The sequence below is a fragment of the Paraburkholderia sp. PREW-6R genome (genome assembly GCF_039621805.1).
Classification (GTDB): domain Bacteria; phylum Pseudomonadota; class Gammaproteobacteria; order Burkholderiales; family Burkholderiaceae; genus Paraburkholderia.
Window position 1 is genome coordinate 524,578 of the sequence record NZ_CP155073.1, and the last position, 21,124, is coordinate 545,701.

At 63.4% G+C, this 21,124-nt stretch carries 18 protein-coding genes; 9 read left to right on the top strand and 9 right to left on the bottom strand.

What is annotated here, in order from left to right; translation table 11 throughout:
- The first annotated feature begins 45 nt into the window (after positions 1-45).
- Complete coding sequence (gene glnE / locus AAGS40_RS02340) at positions 46-2,853, top strand: bifunctional [glutamate--ammonia ligase]-adenylyl-L-tyrosine phosphorylase/[glutamate--ammonia-ligase] adenylyltransferase (protein ID WP_345812928.1); 2,808 nt, start codon at positions 46-48, stop codon at positions 2,851-2,853.
- Between the two features lie 201 nt (positions 2,854-3,054).
- Here the strand turns inward: glnE and recN are convergent, their stop codons facing one another.
- Positions 3,055-4,725: a DNA repair protein RecN gene (gene recN / locus AAGS40_RS02345; protein WP_345812929.1), complete on the bottom strand. Its 1,671-nt coding sequence runs from the start codon at positions 4,723-4,725 to the stop codon at positions 3,055-3,057.
- A 68-nt stretch (positions 4,726-4,793) separates the two neighbouring features.
- Positions 4,794-5,696 (bottom strand): NAD kinase, encoded by a 903-nt coding sequence (locus AAGS40_RS02350; RefSeq protein WP_345812931.1) that lies wholly within the window; start codon positions 5,694-5,696, stop codon positions 4,794-4,796.
- A gap of 213 nt (positions 5,697-5,909) precedes the next feature.
- Between AAGS40_RS02350 and hrcA the strand changes: the two genes are divergently transcribed.
- The 3 genes from hrcA to AAGS40_RS02365 all read left to right on the top strand — a co-directional run bounded on the left by hrcA (position 5,910) and on the right by AAGS40_RS02365 (position 8,616).
- The gene (hrcA, locus tag AAGS40_RS02355) at positions 5,910-6,929 is read left to right on the top strand and encodes a heat-inducible transcriptional repressor HrcA (RefSeq protein WP_345812932.1); all 1,020 of its coding nucleotides are present in this window, start codon (positions 5,910-5,912) and stop codon (positions 6,927-6,929) included.
- Between the two features lie 201 nt (positions 6,930-7,130).
- The gene (gene hemH / locus AAGS40_RS02360) at positions 7,131-8,201 is read left to right on the top strand and encodes a ferrochelatase (RefSeq protein ID WP_345812933.1); all 1,071 of its coding nucleotides are present in this window, start codon (positions 7,131-7,133) and stop codon (positions 8,199-8,201) included.
- A gap of 7 nt (positions 8,202-8,208) precedes the next feature.
- Positions 8,209-8,616, top strand: coding sequence for an RNA-binding S4 domain-containing protein (locus tag AAGS40_RS02365; RefSeq protein WP_345812934.1), 408 nt, complete (start codon positions 8,209-8,211; stop codon positions 8,614-8,616).
- Here AAGS40_RS02365 and AAGS40_RS02370 read toward each other — a convergent pair.
- On the bottom strand, positions 8,588-8,749 hold the full coding sequence (locus AAGS40_RS02370; RefSeq protein WP_345812935.1) for a hypothetical protein: 162 nt from the start codon (positions 8,747-8,749) through the stop codon (positions 8,588-8,590). The two genes, AAGS40_RS02365 and AAGS40_RS02370, sit on opposite strands and share 29 nt — an antisense overlap.
- A 380-nt stretch (positions 8,750-9,129) precedes the next feature.
- Between AAGS40_RS02370 and grpE the strand changes: the two genes are divergently transcribed.
- The 5 genes from grpE (at position 9,130) to AAGS40_RS02395 (ending at position 15,843) form a co-directional block, all read left to right on the top strand.
- Positions 9,130-9,714 carry a nucleotide exchange factor GrpE gene (gene grpE, locus AAGS40_RS02375; RefSeq protein WP_345812937.1) on the top strand — a complete coding sequence of 195 codons (585 nt, stop codon included), beginning with the start codon at positions 9,130-9,132 and terminating at the stop codon, positions 9,712-9,714.
- A 44-nt stretch (positions 9,715-9,758) separates the two neighbouring features.
- The gene (locus AAGS40_RS02380; RefSeq protein ID WP_345812938.1) at positions 9,759-10,175 is read left to right on the top strand and encodes a thioredoxin family protein; all 417 of its coding nucleotides are present in this window, start codon (positions 9,759-9,761) and stop codon (positions 10,173-10,175) included.
- Positions 10,176-10,351: 176 nt separating this feature from the next.
- Complete coding sequence (dnaK, locus tag AAGS40_RS02385; protein WP_345812939.1) at positions 10,352-12,307, top strand: molecular chaperone DnaK; 1,956 nt, start codon at positions 10,352-10,354, stop codon at positions 12,305-12,307.
- A 268-nt stretch (positions 12,308-12,575) separates the two neighbouring features.
- Positions 12,576-13,718, top strand: a complete 1,143-nt coding sequence (dnaJ, locus tag AAGS40_RS02390; protein ID WP_345812940.1) for a molecular chaperone DnaJ — start codon at positions 12,576-12,578, stop codon at positions 13,716-13,718.
- A gap of 25 nt (positions 13,719-13,743) precedes the next feature.
- Entirely contained in the window at positions 13,744-15,843 is a 2,100-nt protein-coding gene (locus tag AAGS40_RS02395) for a chorismate-binding protein (protein ID WP_345812941.1), read from the top strand.
- Between the two features lie 33 nt (positions 15,844-15,876).
- On the opposite strand, the gene panB is transcribed toward AAGS40_RS02395, so the two are convergent.
- The 6 genes from panB to hda are packed head-to-tail and all read right to left on the bottom strand — an operon-like array spanning position 15,877 to position 21,053.
- A complete protein-coding gene (gene panB / locus AAGS40_RS02400) occupies positions 15,877-16,692 on the bottom strand; it encodes a 3-methyl-2-oxobutanoate hydroxymethyltransferase (RefSeq protein ID WP_345812942.1) in 816 nt (271 codons plus the stop codon).
- Positions 16,693-16,728: 36 nt separating this feature from the next.
- The gene (locus AAGS40_RS02405) at positions 16,729-17,409 is read right to left on the bottom strand and encodes a deoxynucleoside kinase (RefSeq protein WP_345812943.1); all 681 of its coding nucleotides are present in this window, start codon (positions 17,407-17,409) and stop codon (positions 16,729-16,731) included.
- Entirely contained in the window at positions 17,406-17,954 is a 549-nt protein-coding gene (folK, locus tag AAGS40_RS02410; protein ID WP_345812944.1) for a 2-amino-4-hydroxy-6-hydroxymethyldihydropteridine diphosphokinase, read from the bottom strand. Before folK ends, AAGS40_RS02405 begins: the two co-directional genes overlap by 4 nt.
- Positions 17,955-18,002: 48 nt before the next feature.
- Positions 18,003-19,616, bottom strand: coding sequence for a polynucleotide adenylyltransferase PcnB (pcnB, locus tag AAGS40_RS02415; protein ID WP_345812945.1), 1,614 nt, complete (start codon positions 19,614-19,616; stop codon positions 18,003-18,005).
- Positions 19,613-20,299 carry an HAD family hydrolase gene (locus AAGS40_RS02420; RefSeq protein WP_345812946.1) on the bottom strand — a complete coding sequence of 229 codons (687 nt, stop codon included), beginning with the start codon at positions 20,297-20,299 and terminating at the stop codon, positions 19,613-19,615. Before AAGS40_RS02420 ends, pcnB begins: the two co-directional genes overlap by 4 nt.
- A complete protein-coding gene (hda, locus tag AAGS40_RS02425) occupies positions 20,292-21,053 on the bottom strand; it encodes a DnaA regulatory inactivator Hda (protein WP_345812947.1) in 762 nt (253 codons plus the stop codon). The genes AAGS40_RS02420 and hda overlap by 8 nt, the downstream gene beginning before the upstream one ends.
- Positions 21,054-21,124 lie beyond the last annotated feature (71 nt).

A 21,124-nucleotide genomic window follows, 5' to 3' on the forward strand; every position in this document is an offset into this window, starting at 1 on the left:
CGAACTGAACAACGCTGATCAAGCAACGAGCGAGCCAGACCCCTGATGACCGACGCCACTCTTCTGAGTTCGAAGTATTCCCACTATGCGGCGCGCGCCGTGGCGGCGCGTCCGGAACTCGCGGCTTATGTGGATGCGCTGGCTTGCGCGCCACTCACCCGCGAGCGGATCGACGCGCGCTTTGATGCGCTGTGCGCCGAAGCGTCGGGCGCAAGCGGCGCGCCGCTCTCCGAGGATGCACTCAAACGGGCCTTGCGTCAGTTGCGCACCGAGGTGTTTTGCGCCGTGATGGAGCGCGATCTGGCCGGTGAAGCCGATGTCGCCGAAGTCACCGGGGCAATGACCGACCTCGCGGAAACGACGATCCAGCGTGCGCTCTCCGTGCTGTCGGGCGAACTGGAAACGCTGTATGGCGAGCCGCGCGGACCCGAGGGCGAGCGGCTGTCGCTCGGCGTGGTCGGCATGGGCAAGCTGGGCGGTCGCGAGCTGAATGTGTCGTCGGATATCGATCTGATCTTCGTCTACGAAGAAGAGGGCGAAACCTCGGGCGGCCAGCGCTCGCCGATCGCGGTACAAGACTTTTTTACGCGGCTTGGCAAACGTCTGATCGGCGCGCTCGCCGAGGTGACCGCCGACGGTTACGTGTTTCGTGTGGATATGCGCTTGCGGCCGAACGGTGATTCGGGGCCGCTCGTGTGCAGTCTTGGCATGCTCGAAGAATATTTTTACGTGCAGGGCCGCGAGTGGGAGCGCTACGCGTGGATCAAGGGGCGGCTCGTGTCCGAAGGCGCGAGCGAGTCCGCGCAACGCCTGCAGAAACAGCTCGACGCGATCGTCACACCGTTTGTCTATCGCCGATACCTCGACTTCGGCGTGATCAGCGCGATTCGTGCGCTGCACGTGCAGATTCGTCAGGAAGCGCAGCGGCGCGCGTCGATGCGCCCCGATAAGGCCGACGACATCAAGCTGGGGCGCGGCGGCATCCGCGAAATCGAGTTCAGCGCGCAGGTGTTCCAGCTGATTCGCGGCGGCCAGGACGCGGGTTTTCGCGTACGGCCCACGCTTGCCGTATTGCGGCACGCGGCGACGCACGGGCTGATCGACACCTCGGTCTGCGTGAAGCTGTCGCAGGCTTATCGCTTTCTGCGCGAGGTCGAACATCGTCTGCAATATCGCAACGATGCGCAGACTCATGCGATGCCGGTCGATCCCGAGGATCGGGCGGCGCTGGCTCGCTCGCTGGGCTGCGACGATTACGCGAGCTTGATGACACGGCTGGACGCGCACCGCGAGTTCGTCGAGCAGCAATTCGATCAGATCTTCGCCGACAAGGTGAACGGTCGCGACGGTTGCGCTGCGCCCGAGGACGGCGCAGCGGCCTGGGTCTGGAGCAGCGCGCTCGACGACGACAGCGCCGGCGACGCGCTGCTCGCGCGCCTCGTCGAACTGGGCCTCCCCGAGCCGGCGCAACTGCTCGCAAGACTGAAGGCGGTGTGGCAATCGTCGCGCTACACAGGTCTCGCCGAGCGTAGCCGGCAGCGCTTCGACATCGTCGCGCAACGTGCGCTGGAGGCGGCGCGCACGCTGGAGCCGCCGGAGCGGCGCGGCGATACGATCGCGCGATTTTTCGACCTGCTCGAAACGGTGAGCCGGCGCGGCGCGTACCTCGCGTTGCTGACCGAGTATCCGCAGGCATTGCATCACGTGCTGTCGGTGCTGGGCGCCTCGCGCTGGGCGGCGGGCTACCTGATACGCCATCCCCAATTGCTCGACGAGCTGCTCGACGACGAGGCGCTCAATAGTCCGTTCGACTGGGCCGAGTTCAAACGCACGCTGCGTTTGCGTCTTGCCGCCGCCGACGGCGTCGAGCAGCAGATGGACCTGCTGCGCCACGCGCATCAGGCCGAAGTGTTCCGCATTCTGCTGATCGATCTGGCGGGCAAGCTGAGCGTCGAGCACGTGAGCGACCGTCTTTCCGAACTGGCGGACGCCGTGCTCGACGTCACCTTGCAGGCGGTCTGGAATCAGTTGCCGAAACGTCACCGCGATGTGCCGCGATTCGCGGTGATCGCTTACGGCAAGCTGGGGGGCAAGGAACTGGGCTACGCGTCGGACCTCGACGTGATCTTCCTCTACGACGATCCCGACGATGCCGCCGCCGATGTCTACGCGACCTTCACGCGCCGTCTGATTACCTGGCTGACCATGGCGACCGGCGCCGGCACGTTATTCGACGTCGACCTGCGGCTGCGGCCGAACGGCGAGTCGGGGCTGCTCGTCACCGATCTCGACGCTTTCCGCCGCTATCAGCTGCGTGAGGGCGATGCGGCGAATACCGCCTGGGTCTGGGAACATCAGGCGCTGACCCGCGCGCGTTTCTGCGCGGGCGACACGGAAATCGGCGCCACGTTCGAAGCGATTCGCGAGCAGGTTCTGACCATGCCGCGCGAGGCGGCGTCGCTCGCGAAGGAAATCGTGGAGATGCGCGCGCGGGTCGAGGCGGGGCATCCGAACCATACGCCGTTGTTCGACCTGAAGCACGATCGCGGCGGCATGGTGGATATCGAGTTCACCGTGCAGTACTGGGTGCTGCTGCATGCAGCAGGCGACCCCGAGCTGGTTCGCAACACCGGCAACATCGCGCTGCTGCGGGAGGTGTCGCGCCTGGGTCTGATGAGCGAGGAAGAGGCGGAAACCGTGGGCGCGGCTTATCGCACCTACCGCAAGCTGCAGCATAAGCTGCGGCTCGACGGAATGGAAAAGGCGCGAGTGGATCCCGCAAGCGTCACCGCCGAACGCGAGGCGGTGCTGGCTTTGTGGGAACGGGTGTTTGGTGAGAATGTGGCGCGCTAACGGTTGATGACGGCCTGAGGCGCTTGTGGTTGCCGAGTCGGCTCGCCGAGTGATGATGCCGCCTCGGGCCGCAGACTCAGACCGCTAAGTCAGCCAGCTACTCAGCCAGCTACTCAGCCAGCTAACTCAGCCAGCTAACTCAGCCAGCTAACTCAGCCAGCTACTTAGGCCGCGACTCAGGCCGCGACTCAGGCCGCCACCTCAGGCCGCCAACATTTCCTTCGCGTGCTTTCGCGTGGTCGCGGTAATTTCCAGACCGCCGAGCATGCGTGCCACTTCTTCGATGCGGCTCGTTTTGTCCAGCGAAATCACGCTGCTGGTCGTGCCGCCCTTGCCATTGCCTGCCTTCGCCACCTGGAAGTGATGATCGCCACGCGCGGCGACCTGCGGCAGGTGCGTCACGCACAGCACCTGCCGCGCTTCGCCGAGCTGGTGCAACAGCCGTCCGACCACTTCGGCGACGCCACCGCCAATGCCGGTATCCACTTCGTCGAAAATCAATGTTGGCGTGGGGCTAGCCGCGCTTGCGATTACCGCGAGCGCAAGGCTGATCCGCGCGAGTTCGCCGCCCGATGCGACCTTGGCGAGCGGCCGCAGCGGCACGCCCGCGTGGCCGGCGACCCGGAATTCGACCTGTTCGAGCCCGTGTGCGCCGCCTTCCGGCAGCGGCACGAGCGCGACTTCGAAACTGCCGCCCTTCATCGACAGTTCCTGCATGCCCGTGGTGACCGCCGAGCCCAAGGCCTTGCCGGCCTTCGCGCGCGCTTTCGAGAGCTTCTTCGCTTCGGCGAGGAATGCTTCTCTCGCGCGGGCTTCGGCCGCATGCAGGCTGTCGAGGTCGGCCGCGGCGTCGAGCGCGGCGAGTTGTGCGCGACGCGCCTCATGTTCCTCGGGTAGCGTCTCGGGCTGAAGACGGAATTTGCGCGCGGTCGAATGCAGTGCGTCCAGACGCTTTTCGACCTGCGCGAGACGGTCGGGATCGAGTTCGAGCTTCTGAGCGTAGTGACTCAGCGAATACGCGGCTTCCTGTAGCTGGATTTCGGCGGGTTCGAGCGCGGCCAGTACGTCGTTCAAAGCCGGATCGATCTCCGCGAGATCGCGCACTTTCGAAACGATCGACGCCAGATGCGTGATCATCGCCTCGTCCGATTCGGAGAGTGCATTGAGCGCGCCTTGCACGCCGTCGATCAGATTGGCCGAGTGCGACAGGCGTTTGTGCTCGCTGTTGACCTCTTCCCATTCACCCGGCTGCGGGTTGAGCCTGTCGAGTTCGGTGAGCTGCCATGCAAGCCGCTCGCGCTCGAGTTGCAGTTCGCGGTCACGCGTTTGCGCGTGCTCGACCGCCTGCACCTTTTCGCGCCAGGCCCGCCAGGCGCGCGTGACGGTGGCCGCGCTCTCGCTCAGGCCGGCATGCGTGTCGAACAGTTCGCGCTGCGCGTCTGGACGCATCAGCAACTGGTGCGCGTGCTGCCCGTGAATATCGACCAGCATTTCGCCGACTTCGCGCAACTGCGCGAGTGTCGCCGCAGTGCCGTTGATAAACGCGCGCGAGCGGCCATTTGCATCCACCACGCGGCGCAGCATGACCGTGCCGCCGTGGTGGTCGTCGCTTGCAGCCGTACCGAGCGCCTGCGCGTCGAGCCATTGCTCGACCTGCGCATGGGTATCGAACTCCGCGGTGATGTCGGCGCGGCTTTCGCCCGTTCGCACGACGCTCGCGTCGGCGCGCGCGCCGAGCGTGAGCGCGAGCGCGTCGATCAGAATCGACTTGCCAGCGCCGGTTTCGCCGGAAAAAACGGTGAAGCCGCTGTCGAATTCGAGATCGAGCGCGGCGACGATGACGAAGTCACGTATCGAGAGATGGCGAAGCATGAAGGGTCGTCTGGTGTGCTTGAGAGTCGGTTTCCGGCGGCGGTCGTATTCCAGCGTTGGCTCGCCGCTTACGGCTTGGTGTCTTCTTCGTGCGACGGGTACTCATTCCAGTGCAGCTTCTTGCGCAGCGTGGCGTAATAGCTGTAGCCGACCGGATGAAGCATGGGCACGGTATGGCGCGAGCGCCGCACTTCGATCGTGTCGCTCAATTCGAGCGACGTGAACGACTGCATGTCGAAATTGACGTTGACTTCGCGTCCCGAAACGATCTGAATGCTGACCTTCGAGTCGTCCGGCAGCACGATTGGCCGGTTCGACAGCGCGTGCGGCGCAATCGGCACGAGAACGATGCCTTGCAACTGCGGATGCAGGATGGGCCCTTGCGACGACAGCGCGTAGGCCGTGGAGCCGGTTGGCGTGGCCACGATCAGACCGTCGGAGCGCTGGTTGTACATGAAGCGTCCGTCTACCGATACATGCAGCTCCGCCATGCCCGAAAAGCCGCTACGGTTGACCACCACGTCGTTGAAAGCCAGCGCGTGGTAGATCGGCGTGCCGCCGCGCACGATGCGCGCTTCGAGCAACACGCGTTCCTCGCGCTCGAACTTGCCCGTCAGCATTTGCGGCACGATCTCGCTCATGTCCGAGATCGGAATGTCCGTGATGAAACCGAGCCGGCCGTGGTTGATGCCGATCAGCGGCGTGCGGTACGGCGCGAGCTGCCGGCCGATGCCGAGCATCGTGCCGTCGCCGCCGAGTACGACGGCGACGTCGGCGCGCGCACCGATTTCGGCAGGACGGAGCGCCGGGTAGTCGGTAACGCCGATTTCGGCGGCGGTGTCGGCCTCGAACACGACCTCGAAGCCGCGTTTCGCGATGCACGAGGCGAGCGCGGTCAACGGCTCGCGGATACCCGGCGTATTGTTGCGCCCGACGAGCGCGACGGTCTTGAACTGGCTGGTCACTTGCATGCCGGCATTACACCATAGGTAGGGCCTGAAAAGAACCGCCGGGCGGCCCGGTTGTGGGCCGGCCAGAACGGGCTGCCAGCGTAGCGCGGGATTATCGTTAGAATGGTGAAGCCTTGATGACATGCGCGCCGGTCGTCAGCGGCGCAGTGTTCGTCAGGGATGGGCGCCGTCAGCGCTCGCGGTGCTTGCGCCAATAAGCTAAAATTTTCCGTCATGCTAGATCCTCGCGCACAAACCCTCCTTAAAACGCTGATCGAGCGATACATCGCCGAAGGTCAGCCGGTCGGCTCGCGCACGTTGTCGCGCTATTCCGGGCTCGAGCTGAGCCCGGCCACCATTCGCAACGTGATGTCGGATCTCGAGGATCTGGGGCTCGTGATCAGTCCGCATACTTCCGCAGGCCGCATACCCACCCCGCGCGGCTACCGCCTGTTCGTGGACACCATGCTGACAGTGGAATCCGCCGCGGACGAAGAAGCCGTGATGCGCACCGTCAAGACTACGCTGCAGGCGGGCGAACCGCAGAAAATCGTCGCGGCGGCGGCGAGTGTGCTCTCCAGCCTGTCGCAATTCGCCGGTGTGGTGCTGACGCCGCGCCGCAGCCACGTCTTCAAGCAGATCGAATTCATGCGCCTGTCCGACAAGCGCATTCTGCTGATCATCGTCACGCCCGAAGGCGACGTGCAAAACCGCATCATGGCCACGCAGCGCGACTTCTCGCCGTCGCAACTCGTGGAAGCGTCCAATTACATCAACGCGCATTTTGCCGGCCTCTCGTTCGACGAGGTGCGCCGCCGCCTGCGCGAGGAGATCGACGCGCTGCGCGGCGACATGACCACACTGATGCACGCCGCCGTCACGGCGAGCACGGACGAAGCGGATACGGGCGAAACCGTGCTGATCTCCGGCGAGCGCAACCTGCTCGAGGTCGCCGATCTTTCTTCCGACATGGCGCGCCTGCGCAAGCTGTTCGATGTGTTCGATCAAAAGACGAGTCTCCTTCAGTTGCTCGACGTGTCGAGTCATGCGGCGGGGGTGCAGATTTTTATCGGCGGCGAGTCGAATCTCGTGCCGATCGAGGAAATGAGCGTTGTCACGGCCCCTTATGAAGTGAACGGCAAGATTGTCGGCACGCTGGGCGTGATAGGACCAACGCGCATGGCGTATAACCGCGTCATTCCGATCGTCGACATCACCGCGCGGCTGCTTTCGCTCACGCTCAGTCAGCAGTGACGGCCGCTGGCACCGCGTTGAGCCTCCAATAACGTCCGGCAGGTTCGTGCCGCATGTCATGCCGTCCATGATGCGCGACGGCGCGCGACTTGCCAATTGGCCGAACGGCCAGGGGTCCGCGGCGGACCCGGCTGCGAGCCCGCCGCTATAATGAATCTCACCTGAACGAGCCTCCGCCACAAGCGGACAACCCTGCTGCCTATGCGCTTCGACCTCGAGCGGCCTTCACAGAACGCCACGTCTCACCGCGTCGCCGTGATGCTGATCAATCTCGGCACACCCGACGCGCCTACGCCGCGCGCTGTGCGCCGCTATCTCGCGCAGTTCCTGTCCGACCCCCGTGTCGTCGAAATACCGGCGCTGCTGTGGCAGATCATTCTGCGTCTGTTCATATTGCCGTTCCGTAGTGTGGCGTCCGCAAAGAAGTACGCAACCGTGTGGATGCCCGAAGGCTCGCCATTGCGTGTTTATACGGAAAAGCAGGTGGAGGGGCTGCGCCATCTGCTGCACCTGAACGACTACACCGTGCTGGTCGACTACGCGATGCGTTACGGCACGCCTGGCATTCCGGCCATGCTCAACCAGCTGAAACTGGCGGGCGCCGAACGTATTCTGCTGATGCCGATGTATCCGCAGTATTCGTCGTCGACCACAGCCACCGCTTTCGACGACGCGTTCTCCGCGCTCAAGCGTATGCGCAACCAGCCGGAGATCCGCACGGTGCGTCAGTATGCCGATCACCCGGCCTACATCGGCGCGCTCGCCGCGCAAGTGCAGCAGTACTGGCATCAGCATGGGCGTCCTGATTTTGCCGCCGGCGACAAGCTCGTGCTGAGTTTTCACGGCGTGCCCAAGCGCACGCTCGACCTCGGCGATCCCTATCACGAGCAATGCCAGTTGACAGGCGCGTTGCTGATGCAGGCGCTCGAACTGACGCCGGTGGAATGCCGCATTACGTTCCAGTCGCGTTTCGGTAAGGCCGAGTGGCTGCAACCGTACACGGCGCCGACGCTGAAAGAGCTTGGCGCGGCGGGCGTGCGGCGGGCAGACCTGTTTTGTCCGGGGTTTACCGCCGACTGCCTGGAAACCGTCGAAGAAATCGGCATGGAAGTGCGCGATGAGTTCGTGCATGCGGGTGGCAAGGAGTTTCATCGCATTCCCTGTCTGAACGCGTCGCAGCCGTGGATCACGGCGCTCGGCGAAATCGTCGCGCAGAATCTGCAGGGCTGGCCGGTGCAGGCCGTTCCCGTACCGCACAACAGCGGAGGCTGATGAGCTCATGAATCACAAGATCTCCACCGAGCCAGGCGCGAAGCTGCGCATCGACAAATGGCTGTGGGCTGCACGTTTTTTCAAGACGCGCTCGCTCGCGGCAAACGCGGTCGAAAAAGGCCACGCGCGGATTGGCGGCGCGAGCGTCAAGCCGGCGAAAGAGGTGCGCGTGGGTGATCGGGTCGAGATCGAGATCGAGCGAGTCGTGTGGCAGGTCGAGGTGCTTGGCGTGTGCGACGTGCGCGGGCCGGCGAGCGTCGCGCAGACGCTTTATGCGGAAACCGAAGAGAGCAGGGCGAAGCGGCAGGCGGAACTGGAGCGGCGCAAAACGTATCGCGAGCCTGCCGCCACATTGCACGGACGGCCGACCAAGCGTGATCGCCGCACTATCGACAAATTTTCGCGTGAGGGTTGAACAGCTGTTCCATGGTCGCGTGAACGCCGCCGTACTCGGTGGTGCGGTCGTTCACAGCGCCGGACATGCAGATGGTCGTGGTGCCCGCAATCAGAACCAATGCGACCACCGAGATTGCAAAGGTCAGTTTCACGGTTGACTCCCCTTGGGAGGTTGCACTAAGGAAACGGGCTTTTCGGGTGGATTTTGAAAAGATGTCGGAAGGCTTACGTCAGATTAGGGTTAACGTGTCTTTTCCGGCCTTTTAATGGAGCATAGGCCACTTGCCGACTTCCCTCAATCTGAATCTCATTGCGCCGGAATAATGGTTGTAACCGCGCGTTTCCGGCGCGTAGAACAAGAATGAAAAGTTCGCCGGAACCGGCTTGAAACGGGTCTCTGCGGCCCCATCTGGGTTTGCGATGCGTGGTAGCGTAGTCTGCCGTCTGTCGCGATTTTGCAACGCACAAAATTGCGACCGGTTTAAACGTTACCGCAACCGTTCGTCCTTACTTTTTAACGACTTTCAGCGACATGGAAAACACGCAAGAGAACCCGACGAGCCAGAATCCCACGCCCGCCGACGAAACCGCGCGCCAGGCCGCCGAGGCCGCTGCCCAACAGGAAGCGCCCCAGTCCGGCGCTGAGGAAGCACCGGCAGCCGGCGGTGCCGAAGCCGCGCTGGCGGAAGCTCACGCGAAGATCGCCGAGTTGCAGGAGAGCTTCCTGCGCGCCAAGGCCGAGACCGAAAACGTGCGCCGTCGCGCGCAGGAAGACGTGGCCAAGGCGCACAAGTTCGCCATCGAGAACTTCGCCGAGCATCTGCTGCCGGTGATCGATAGCCTCGAAGCCGCGGTCAACCATTCAACGGACGACCTGCCGAAGGTCCGCGAAGGCGTCGAACTGACGCTGCGTCAACTCACCGGCGCGCTGGAAAAGGGCCGTGTGGTCGCCCTGAACCCGGTCGGCGAGAAGTTCGACCCGCATCGTCATCAGGCCATCTCCATGGTGCCGGCCGATCAGGAGCCGAACACCGTGGTCGCCGTGCTGCAAAAAGGCTTCGTGATCGCCGACCGCGTGCTGCGTCCGGCGCTCGTCACCGTCGCCGCGCCGAAGTAAGCGGCACCACGCGTTCGTCAGCCGCTCGCCCGGCAGGTACGGTCATGGCCAACATTCCCGTCGACGCCACTGCGTTCGCGGTCTTCGGCATGCAGGAACTGAGCGCTGCGTCGTTTGATGCCGCGCTGGCCGAAGCCGGCGACGAACTGGCTTTGGTGTTTTTCTGGGGTCTCGACTGCTTCAACTGCGAGATCGCCAAAAAGGCCATGCTGGCCCAGCCGGACGCGATTCGCGCGCTCGGCCTCACATGGTTCCACAGCAACGTGTACGAGCACCGCGAGCTGTCGAGGCGCTTCATGCTTCATGGCGTGCCCACGTGGTTCTTCTTTCACCGTGGCAAACGGCTCGGCCGCGCAACGGGCTGGCATGGCCTGGCGCAGTTCGAGGCGGCGGTTGCGGCGGCGCGCGACAAGATTCGGGCAGTGCAGGAACAGGGCGGCGCGCAAGAGGGTGCGCCCTGATTCGGCGAAAAGTTCGGTCGATTGAAAAAAATTAATGACCGCATCGCAAAAGAGGTCTTGAAAACGATGCGGCCGCACTTATGTTCAGTGCAGTGATGAATTGAGAGCGGATCGCCCCCCGCTGAATGGCAAAAAAGGGCGCTTCCCGCAGCGATCAAAGTTAGGAGATTAGTGAAATGGGCAAAATTATCGGCATCGACCTCGGCACGACCAACTCGTGCGTGGCGATCATGGAAGGCAATTCGGTCAAGGTGATCGAGAACTCGGAAGGCGCGCGTACCACGCCGTCGATCATCGCTTACATGGAAGACGGCGAGATTCTCGTCGGCGCGCCTGCGAAGCGTCAGTCGGTCACGAACCCCAAGAACACGTTGTACGCGGTCAAGCGCCTGATCGGCCGCCGCTTTGAAGAAAAAGAAGTCCAGAAAGACATCGCGTTGATGCCGTACAAGATCATCAAAGCCGATAACGGCGATGCATGGATCGAAGTGCGCGACCAGAAGCTCGCGCCGCCGCAAATCTCGGCGGAAACGCTGCGCAAGATGAAGAAAACCGCTGAAGACTACCTCGGCGAGCCGGTCACCGAAGCCGTGATCACGGTTCCCGCGTACTTCAACGACAGCCAGCGCCAGGCGACCAAAGATGCAGGCCGCATTGCCGGTCTGGAAGTGAAGCGGATCATCAACGAGCCGACCGCGGCTGCGTTGGCGTTCGGCCTCGACAAGAACGAAAAGGGCGACCGCAAGATTGCGGTGTATGACCTGGGTGGCGGTACGTTCGACGTGTCGATCATCGAAATCGCCGACGTCGATGGCGAAAAGCAGTTCGAAGTGCTGTCCACGAACGGCGATACGTTCCTCGGCGGTGAAGACTTCGACCAGCGCATCATCGACTACATCATCAGCGAGTTCAAGAAAGAGCAGGGCGTCGATCTGTCGAAAGACGTGCTCGCGCTGCAACGCCTGAAGGAATCGGCTGAAAAGGCGAAGATCGAACTGTCGTCGAGCCAGCAAACCGAAATCAACCTGCCGTACATCACGGCCGACGCGTCGGGTCCGAAGCACTTGAACCTGAAAATCACGCGCGCCAAGCTGGAAGCGCTGGTCGAAGAACTGATCGAACGCACGATCGAACCGTGCCGCATGGCGATCAAGGACGCAGGCGTGAAGGTCGGCGAAATCGACGACGTGATTCTGGTCGGCGGTATGACCCGCATGCCGAAGGTGCAGGAAAAGGTCAAGGAGTTCTTCGGCAAGGACCCGCGCCGTGACGTGAACCCGGACGAAGCCGTGGCCGTGGGCGCCGCGATCCAGGGCCAGGTTCTGTCGGGCGACCGCAAGGACGTTCTGCTGCTCGACGTGACCCCGCTGTCGCTCGGCATCGAGACGCTCGGCGGCGTGATGACTAAGATGATCAACAAGAACACCACGATCCCGACCAAGCACGCACAGGTCTACTCGACGGCTGACGACAATCAGAGCGCCGTGACGATCAAGGTGTATCAGGGCGAACGCGAAATGGCAGCGGGCAACAAGCTGCTCGGCGAGTTCAACCTCGAAGGGATTCCGCCGGCACCGCGCGGCACGCCGCAGATTGAAGTGAGCTTCGACATCGACGCGAACGGCATCCTGCACGTCGGCGCGAAAGATAAGGCGACCGGCAAGGAAAACCGTATCACGATCAAGGCGAACTCGGGTCTGTCGGAAGCCGAGATCGAGAAGATGGTGAAGGACGCCGAAGCGAACGCCGAAGAAGATCACAAGCTGCGTGAGCTGGCCGACGCCCGCAATCAGGGTGACGCGCTCGTCCACAGCACGAAGAAGGCGCTCACCGAGTACGGCGACAAGCTGGAAGCCGGCGAGAAGGACAAGATCGAATCCGCGCTGAAGGACCTCGAAGAGGCGCTGAAGAGCGGTTCGAGCGACAAGGCCGACCTCGAAGCCAAGATCGAAGCAGTGGCGACGGCCTCGCAGAAGATGGGCGAGAAGATGTACGCCGACATGCAGGCTGCTCAAGGCGCGGAAGCCGCGGCAGCGGGTGCGGCGGCGGGCGCGGGTGCCACGTCCGGTGGCGCGAGCCAGCAGCAGGACGACGTGGTCGACGCCGAGTTCAAGGAAGTCAAGAAAGACTAAAGCCAGGTCGCATTTAGACCGTAAAGCCGCACACAGCCTCGTGTGCGGCCCGGCTGCACGAGAGACTGCGTCCATTCGGACAGCAGACAGTGCAAGAGCGGTTATCTCGCCTGGCGAGCCTTTTTGGGCTCTCCGGGCACATTTGTTTTATGGAGGGCGTTGTTTCGAGCCGCATTCAGGCGGCACGAAACGGCGGCCGAACGAGTCGTAAGACTCCAGCATTCAAGAGGAGCCACCGTGCGCATTGCGCGAGTGGCGTTGAACCGATATGGCGAAACGGGATTACTACGAGGTTCTGGGCGTCGCAAAGAACGCGAGCGACGACGAAATCAAGAAGGCTTATCGCAAGCTGGCGATGAAGCACCACCCCGACCGCAATCCGGGCAACAAGGATGCGGAAGAGCGTTTCAAAGAGGTCAAAGAGGCCTATGAGATGCTGTCGGACTCGCAGAAGCGCGCCGCATATGACCAGTACGGGCATGCGGGCGTCGATCCGAATATGGGCGGGGCCGGCGCGCAAGGCTTCGGCGGATTTGCGGATGCGTTCGGCGATATTTTCGGCGACATCTTCGGTCAGGCGGCCGGGGGCGCCGCGCGTGGCGGCGGCGGTCGCGCCGGTCCGCAGGTGTATCGCGGCGCCGATCTGCGCTACAGCATGGAAATTACGCTGGAACAGGCCGCGCATGGCTACGACACGCAGATTCGCGTGCCGAGCTGGGTGTCGTGTGAAGTCTGTCACGGTTCGGGTGCGAAGCCCGGCACCAAGCCGGAAACCTGCCCGACCTGTAGCGGTTCAGGTTCGGTGCGCATGTCGCAGGGCTTCTTCAGCATCCAGCAGACCTGCCCGAAGTGCCACGGCACCGGCACCTTCATCCCTGAGCCGTGCGCCCACTGCCACGGTGCGGGCAAGGTGAAGGAAACCAAGACGCTGGAAGTGAAGATCCCGGCAGGTATCGACGACGGCATGCGTATCCGTTCGGCCGGCAACGGCGAGCCGGGCATCAACGGCGGTCCGTCGGGCGACCTGTACGTCGAGATTCACATCAAGCAGCATCCGGTGTTCGAGCGCGACGGCGATGATCTGCATTGCCAGATGCCGATTCCGTTCACCACGGCGGCGCTTGGCGGCGAGATCGAAGTGCCGACCCTCGCGGGCCGCGCGAGCTTTACCGTGCCGGAAGGCACGCAGTCGGGCAAGACGTTCCGTCTGCGTGGCAAGGGCATCAAGGGCTTGCGTTCGAGCATTGCCGGCGATCTGTACGTGCATGTGCAAGTCGAAACGCCGGTCAAGCTCACCGAGCCGCAGCGCGACCTGCTCAAGCAGTTCGAAAAGGCGCTGGTAGAAGGTGGTTCGCGGCATAGCCCGCAAAGCAAGAGCTGGTTTGACCGGGTGAAGAGCTTCTTCGATTAATAGCAGTTGGAAGTTGGCGGCAAGCATGACGGCAGAAGGGCGCGGCGCAGTGTTTGCGTTGCTCGACGATAGCGGCGCGTCGGTGGCGCGCCGTTCGAGCCGTCTGTACACAGGTTTCGTGCACGAACGGGTGTGCGCAGATGCCGCGCAGCTCGAAGCCGTGTGCGAGGCCGTCACGGCGGACACGCGGCGCGGCTTGCATGCCGTCGTGCTTGCCGATTACGAGTTTGGCCGGCATCTGCTCGAGCCGGGGTCGGCGAAGTCTTCAGAAACGCAGCGTGGCGATGCCACGCTGCGTTTTTTATTGTTCGAGCGCTGCGAAAGGCGTTCATGCGACGAGGTCGATGCGTGGCTCGCCGAGCACGACGCCGGGCTGCCTGAACCCTCGGTTGCAGGCATCGCCAACGTCCGCGCGAGCGTCGACCAGAAGCAGTTCACCGAGGCCATCGGCGCAATCCATGCCGCGCTCCGCGCGGGCGATTCGTATCAGGTGAACTACACGTACCGGCTGGATTTCGACGTGTTCGGGCCGCCCGTTGCGCTCTACCGGCGCCTGAGGGCGCGTCAGCCGGTCCCGTACGGCGCGCTGATCGCGCTGCCGGGCGGCAAATGGGTGCTGTCGTGCTCGCCGGAATTGTTCGTCGAAAAGGAAGGTGAGACGCTGCGCGCCCGGCCAATGAAAGGCACCGCTCCACGCTTCGCCGACGCAGAAGCGGACCGGCGCTCAGCGGATTTCCTGGCGAGCGATCCAAAGAATCGCGCAGAAAACGTGATGATCGTCGATCTGCTGCGCAACGATTTATCGCGCATTGCGCAGACGGGCACGGTCACGGTGCCGGCTTTGTTTTCGGTGGAACCTTATGCGTCGGTGTGGCAGATGACATCCACCGTGCATGCACGGTTGCGTGAGCACACGTCGTTCGCGGAAATCCTGCGGGCGTTGTTTCCATGCGGATCGATCACCGGCGCGCCTAAGCATCGGACGATGCAGTTGATCGAGGAGGTCGAGAGTACGCCGCGTGGGCTCTACACGGGGGCTATTGGCTGGCTCGATGCGCCATCGCCCGCTCCGGCGGCGTCCGCCTGCGAGGCCAGGCTAGCCGCTGAACCCGGCGCGTACTACGACACAACAAGCGTCGCGAACAGCAGCACCGACTTAAGCAACGGCACCGCCGCAAGCACCAGCTCTGGCACCAGCAGCATTCGCAGCACGAGCACGAGCAGCACCAGCCCCGGCTCAAGCCCCAGTTCATACCGCAGCCCCCTCCCTGCCTCAAGCCCCCGCCCCCGCGACAGCCATGTCGGCGACTTCTGCCTTTCGGTCGCGATCCGCACGCTGACCCTGATGCCGTCTGCGCAACCGGGCCTGTTACAAGGCCAGATGGGCGTAGGCGCGGGCATTGTGCTCGATAGCGTCGCAGCCGACGAATACAACGAGTGCCGACTGAAGGCCCGTTTTCTGACGGGCGCGCAGCCGGGCTTCGATCTGTTCGAAACGATGTACGCCACACGCGAAGACGGCGTGCGACATCTCGCGCGGCATATGGAGCGACTTGCATCGAGCGCAGCAACGCTGGGGTTTGATTTAGGTGATCCAGACGCGATTCGCGCGCAAATTCTGGCTCGATGCGACTCGCTGCCGGCCCATACTCCGCACCGTATGCGGCTCGCATTGAGCAAGGTCGGCACGCTGCAACTGACTGCCGCCGTGCTGATGCCGCTCGCGGAATCAACCGTCGGCGTATTGCTCGGCCCGGATCGCGATTTCGCGGCAACCGAGGCCGGCGACCCGCTGTTACGTCACAAAACCACGCGTCGCGGGGAATACGATCGCGGCTGGAAGCAAGCCGAAGCAGAAGGCGCGTTCGATACGCTCTTTTTCAACGAGCGCGGTGAATTGACCGAGGGCGGCCGATCGAATGTTTTCGTCCGAACGGCCGGACGATGGTGGACGCCACCGCTTGTGTCTGGTGTGTTGCCGGGGATCATGCGCGGTGTTCTGCTCGCAGACCCGGAGCTCGGCGCTGCCGAGCGAGTGCTCACGCGCCCCGATGTCGAGAAGGCCGAGGCGCTGCTGGTATGCAACGCACTGCGCGGCGCAGTCCCGGCCAGATTGATCGTGTGAAGCGCCGGAAGCACCTGGCCCCCGCTGATAGGATCAGAACGTATGTTCGGGACCGGGGAACGAGCCGTCTTTCACTGCGCGCACGTATGTTTCCACCGCCGCCTGAATACTCGGCTGACCGGCCATGAAATCCTTCACGAAGCGCGGTCGCTTGCCGGGGAAAATGCCCAGCATGTCGTGCAGCACCAGCACCTGCCCCGAGCAATCCAGGCCTGCGCCGATACCGATTGTCGGAACTCGCAGCTGTCTCGTGACTTCGCTTGCGAGCAGCGTTGGAATCGCTTCCATCACGACCATTTGCGCGCCGGCGTTCTGCACGGCGAGCGAATCGCGCAGCACCTGACTGGCGCCCGCCTCCGTCTTGCCCTGCACCTTGAAGCCGCCGAACGCATGCACGGATTGCGGCGTCAGGCCAATATGCGCGCACACCGGAATGGCCCGCTCGACGAGAAAGCGCACCGTGTCCGCAAGCCATTCGCCGCCTTCGAGCTTTACCATCTGCGCGCCCGCGCGCATCAGCTCCACCGAACTGCGAAACGCATCTTCCGGCGTGCCATACGTGCCGAACGGCAAGTCCGCGACGACGAGCGCCGAAGGCCGGGCGCGCGCGACACTTGCCGTGTGGTAGGCAATGTCGGCGAGGGTGACCGGCAGCGTTGTCGTCTGCCCTTGAAGCACATTGCCGAGCGAGTCGCCAATCAACAGCACGTCGACACCCGAGCGGTCGAGTAGCGCCGCAAAACTCGCGTCGTAGCAGGTGAGCATGGCGATTTTTTCACCGGCATCGCGCATCGCCTGCAGTTTCGGCACGGTGACGGCGCTCCGGCTCGCTTCCTGCAAATAAGTCATGGTCAATCCGTTGGAAATAAGAAGAAGCGCCGCCGCTCAGAGCGACGTGCCCTTGACGAAGAATTCCTTGCGGCCGCGCATGGTTTCAATGCGCTCGGCGAGCAATGCAAGGTCCGCGTCGGAGTCGAGCGGATTCAGATGTTCGGCGTTCACCGTCAGCACAGGAGTGCGGTCGTAGTGATAGAAGAATTCGTTGTACGCGTCGCATAACGCGTGCAGATAAGCGTCGGAAATCTGCAGTTCCATCGGCAATGCGCGTTTCTGGATGCGCGCGAACAGCACTTCCGGACTCGCCTGCAGGTACACCACGAAGTCCGGCGCGGGCGCGCTCACTTCGAGGTGCGCGGCGAGCGCGCGATACAGCTGCCACTCGTCTTCCTGCAGCGTCAGGCGCGCGAAGATGTCGTTCTTCTGCGTCATGAAATCGGCGATCAGCGGCGTGCGGGCAACGTGCGCGGCGGCCACTTCCTGAGCCTGCTGCGCGCGTTGCAGCGCGAACGAAAGTTGCGCGGGCAGCGCATAGCGCGCGGTGTCGCGATAAAAACGTTCGAGAAACGGATTGTCTTGCGGCCGCTCGAACAGTTCCTGCATCGACCAGCGCTGCGCGAGACGCCGCGCGAGAGATGTCTTGCCGACGCCGATCGGCCCCTCGATCGCGAGATAGCCGAACGGAGGCCGCAGTTGCGGCGCCGTGACGGTAAGCGGCGGTGAATTCATTCGCAGCGGCCCTTGCTGCCCGCAGCGTTACCGTCGGCCAATGTGTTCAGCATAGGGCACTGACACGGCGACTTGACCTTCTCGATACGTTGATCCTGTACGCCGCCAAGCAGCGCCTGGGCGTGGCCATGTTGCGGAATGATCAGTGCCGGGTCGATCTCGACGAGCGGCACGAGTGCGAATGCGCGTTCCACCAGGCGCGGATGCGGGACGATCAGATCGGGTTCGTCGATGGATTGATCGCCGAACAGCAGAATGTCCAGGTCGAGCGTGCGCGGTGCATTGCGAAACGGCCGCTCGCGGCCAAACTGATGTTCGATCTTGTGGCATAGCGCGAGCAGATGCCGCACGGGGAGCGTCGTGTCTACCTTGACGACGCAGTTGAAGTAATCGTCACCGCCCGCGTCGATCGGGGCAGTGCGATACAGGCTCGACTTGGCGAGCACGTTGATGGTGTGCTGCTGTGCGAGGCACACCACTGCGTCTTTCAGGGTCTGGCGCGCGTCCCCGAGATTCGCGCCGAGGCCGAGATAAGCAACCGTCATGGCATAACTTCCTACGACTATCGTTCGACGGCCTCAGCGAACGCCACGTCAATCTTCGTGCGAGCCGTTCTGGCTTGCGTCGTCGACCGTGCGTTCGGCTGGCGTGCCGCCCTCCATTCCGTCCCCCGGCTTGCGGTTTCTGGCGCCACTGCTGCGCCGCCGTCGTTTTCTGGGGCTCCGGTCTTTCCCGCCTTGCGTGAGCAACGCTTCACGCGCGGCAATGTCTCCTTCAATGAACTCCGTCCACCACGCGCCGACGGACTCATCGAGTTCGCCGGATTCGCAGCGCAACAGGAGGAAATCATACCCCGCTCTAAACCTTTGGTGTTCCAGCAGCTTCAGCGCGCTTCTTCCCGAACGTTTCTCGAGACGCAACTGCAGCCCCCAGATCTCACGCATGTCTGACGAGAAACGCTTGTGAATGGCGAGCTTCTCGGTTTGCATGTCGAGCACTTCGTCCATCGCGCGATGCAATGCGGGCACCGGATACTCGCCATTTGCTTCGAATTGTTGCCAGCGCTGCTGCACGTCGTGCCACAGCAGCGTGGCGAACAGGAAACCGGGCGATACCGGCTTGCCGGCGCGCACGCGTGCGTCGGTGTTGTTCAACGCAAGCGTAATGAATTTTTCGCCGATCGGTTGTTCGAGCACCACGTCGAGCAGCGGCAGCAGGCCATGATGCAGACCCTCCTGACGCAGTCGCTTGAGGCATGCGAGCGCATAGCCTGACAGCATCAGCTTGAGCATCTCGTCGAACAGACGTGCGGCCGGCACGTTGTTGATCAGGTCGGCCATTTTCGAGATCGGCTCGCGCGTGGTGTCCTCGATCTCGAAATCGAGCTTCGCGGCGAAGCGCACCACGCGCAGCATGCGCACCGGATCTTCGCGATAACGCGTGGCCGGGTCGCCGATCATGCGCAGCAGGCGCGCACGCATGTCGGCCATGCCGTTGTGATAATCCAGCACCGTTTGCGTGGCCGGATCGTAGTACATCGCGTTGATCGTGAAGTCGCGACGCGTGGCGTCTTCGTGCTGCTCGCCCCACACGTTATCGCGCAGCACGCGGCCGCTTGCGTCGACCGCATGCGTGCGCCGGTCGAGTTCGTCGCGTTTCAGGCGGCGTGCGGGCGGCGCATCAGCCGCGGGAGGATCGACCAGTGCACGGAACGTGGACGTCTCGATGATTTCCTGGCCAAACTGCACGTGCACGATCTGAAACCGCCGGCCGATAATGCGCGCGCGCCGGAACAGCTTCTGCACCTGCTCGGGCGTGGCGTCGGTCGCCACGTCGAAATCTTTCGGCTTGATGCCGAGCAGCAGATCACGCACCGCGCCGCCGACGATGAACGCGCGATGTCCGGCCTGCTGCAGCCCCTCGGTCACGCGAATCGCGTTGCGCGAGATCAGCGCGGGATCGATACCGTGTACGTCATGCGGAATGATGATGGGGACGTCGGGATCGCGCACGACCTTGGGCGCGGCAGCGCGCGCTGGTTTGCGGCGCGCCTTCGTCGTGCCGGATGCGTCCGTCGTACCGGACGGGTTGCGCGCCGATACGTTGCCGGCGGCTTCGGCGGTGGTGTCGGCGTCGTCGCCGGGCGGCGTCTCGTCAGCGGGCGCCGAGTCCTGGCCGAATAGCTTGCGGATAAATTTTTTGATCACGAGGGTTGAAAGAGTTCGAGGATGCGCCAGCCTTTGGCGTGCGCATGGGCGCGCAGTGTGTCGTCGGGATTGGTCGCGATCGGATCGGTGACCTTCTCGAGCAGCGGGATATCGTTGTGCGAATCGCTATAGAAATAGCTGTGCTCGAAGTCGCTCAAAGACTTGCCGAGTGACGCAAGCCACGCCTCGGTGCGCACGATCTTGCCTTCCTTGTAGCTCGGCGTACCAGTAGGGCGGCCGGTGTAGGCCGAATGCGGCTGACCGTCGACGGTCTCCACTTCGCACGCAATCAGCGTTTCGACGCCGAACGCCTGAGCGATCGGGCGCGTGATGAATTCGTTCGTAGCCGTCACCACGCAGCACAGATCGCCGGCGTCGAGGTGCTGCTTCACGAGTTCGAGCGCCGCGGGTGCGATCGTGGGTGTGATCACTTCGCGCATGTATTGCGCATGCAGGTCGGCAAGCTCGGCGCGCGTGTACTTCGCGAGCGGCGTGAGCATGGCGATCAGATAGGCGTGAATGTCCAGCTTGCCGGCTTTGTAGTCGGCGAAGAAACGGTCGTTTTCACGGGCGAAATTTTCGGCGTCGACCATCCCTTGTTTCACCATAAAGCGACCCCATTCGTGGTCGCTGTCGGTGGGAATGAGCGTGTGGTCGAGGTCGAAGAGTGCGAGGTTAGCCATGGGGGCCTATTTTACTTGAAGCAGCGGATGAAGCGGTTGAGCCCGGCGCGCCGCGCCGCTCGTCGGTGCCGGGCACGGCCAGCATGTCGCGCAGAAGCGGCAGCGTGACCGCGCGTTTCTGTTCGAGCGAGAACCGGTCGAGCGCGTCGAGCAGCGCCATCAGGCTCGGCATGTCGCGGCGAAAGTGCGTGAGCAGGTAGGCGGGCACGTCGTCGGCGAGCATGATGCCGCGCTCGCGCGCCGCGTGCTTCAGCACGGCCGCCTTGCCTTCGTCGGGCAGCGGCGCGAGATGAAACACGAGACCCCAGCCGAGGCGCGTGCGCAGATCTTCGCGCACCGTCATGTTGATCGGCGGTTCGCTGCCGGCGGCAACCAGCGCGCTGGTGGGATGCGCACGCACTTCGTTGAAGAGATTGAAGACCGCGATCTGCTGGGCGGCCGAGAGCGCGTCGCAGTCGTCGATTGCATACAGCGACACGCGCGGATCGAAGCCGAACGCGGCGAGACTGCTTTGCGGGCCGGCGTAGCGCGCGTGCCCCGGCGGCGCTTCGTGCACGAGCGCCTGCAGCAGATGCGTGCGGCCGTTGCCGGGCTCACCCCAGATATAGAAGGTGCGATCGGCGACCGGGCCGGCCGACAGCGCGTCGTCGAGCTCACGCAGACGCGTGACCAGCTCGGCGTTCGCGCCGGCGAAGAAATTGTCGAATGTCGATGGCGGCGGGGTGCCGAGATCGAGCGTCAGTTGACGAAGCACAGTAGGTGAATGCCGAAAATGAGGCTTGTCCGCAAATGGCCCGTGCGAAGGGCCCCAAACAGAGTCGATGC

Coding starts and splice junctions, on each gene's coding strand:
- grpE (WP_345812937.1), top strand. CDS start 9,130: ATGGAAAACACGCAAGAGAACCCGACGAGCCAGAATCCCACGCCCGCC.
- AAGS40_RS02420 (WP_345812946.1), bottom strand. CDS start 20,299: ATGGCTAACCTCGCACTCTTCGACCTCGACCACACGCTCATTCCCACC.
- hemH (WP_345812933.1), top strand. CDS start 7,131: ATGCGCTTCGACCTCGAGCGGCCTTCACAGAACGCCACGTCTCACCGC.
- panB (WP_345812942.1), bottom strand. CDS start 16,692: ATGACTTATTTGCAGGAAGCGAGCCGGAGCGCCGTCACCGTGCCGAAA.
- glnE (WP_345812928.1), top strand. CDS start 46: ATGACCGACGCCACTCTTCTGAGTTCGAAGTATTCCCACTATGCGGCG.
- recN (WP_345812929.1), bottom strand. CDS start 4,725: ATGCTTCGCCATCTCTCGATACGTGACTTCGTCATCGTCGCCGCGCTC.
- AAGS40_RS02395 (WP_345812941.1), top strand. CDS start 13,744: ATGACGGCAGAAGGGCGCGGCGCAGTGTTTGCGTTGCTCGACGATAGC.
- AAGS40_RS02365 (WP_345812934.1), top strand. CDS start 8,209: ATGAATCACAAGATCTCCACCGAGCCAGGCGCGAAGCTGCGCATCGAC.
- dnaK (WP_345812939.1), top strand. CDS start 10,352: ATGGGCAAAATTATCGGCATCGACCTCGGCACGACCAACTCGTGCGTG.
- folK (WP_345812944.1), bottom strand. CDS start 17,954: ATGACGGTTGCTTATCTCGGCCTCGGCGCGAATCTCGGGGACGCGCGC.
- AAGS40_RS02350 (WP_345812931.1), bottom strand. CDS start 5,696: ATGCAAGTGACCAGCCAGTTCAAGACCGTCGCGCTCGTCGGGCGCAAC.
- AAGS40_RS02405 (WP_345812943.1), bottom strand. CDS start 17,409: ATGAATTCACCGCCGCTTACCGTCACGGCGCCGCAACTGCGGCCTCCG.
- dnaJ (WP_345812940.1), top strand. CDS start 12,576: ATGGCGAAACGGGATTACTACGAGGTTCTGGGCGTCGCAAAGAACGCG.
- hrcA (WP_345812932.1), top strand. CDS start 5,910: ATGCTAGATCCTCGCGCACAAACCCTCCTTAAAACGCTGATCGAGCGA.
- AAGS40_RS02380 (WP_345812938.1), top strand. CDS start 9,759: ATGGCCAACATTCCCGTCGACGCCACTGCGTTCGCGGTCTTCGGCATG.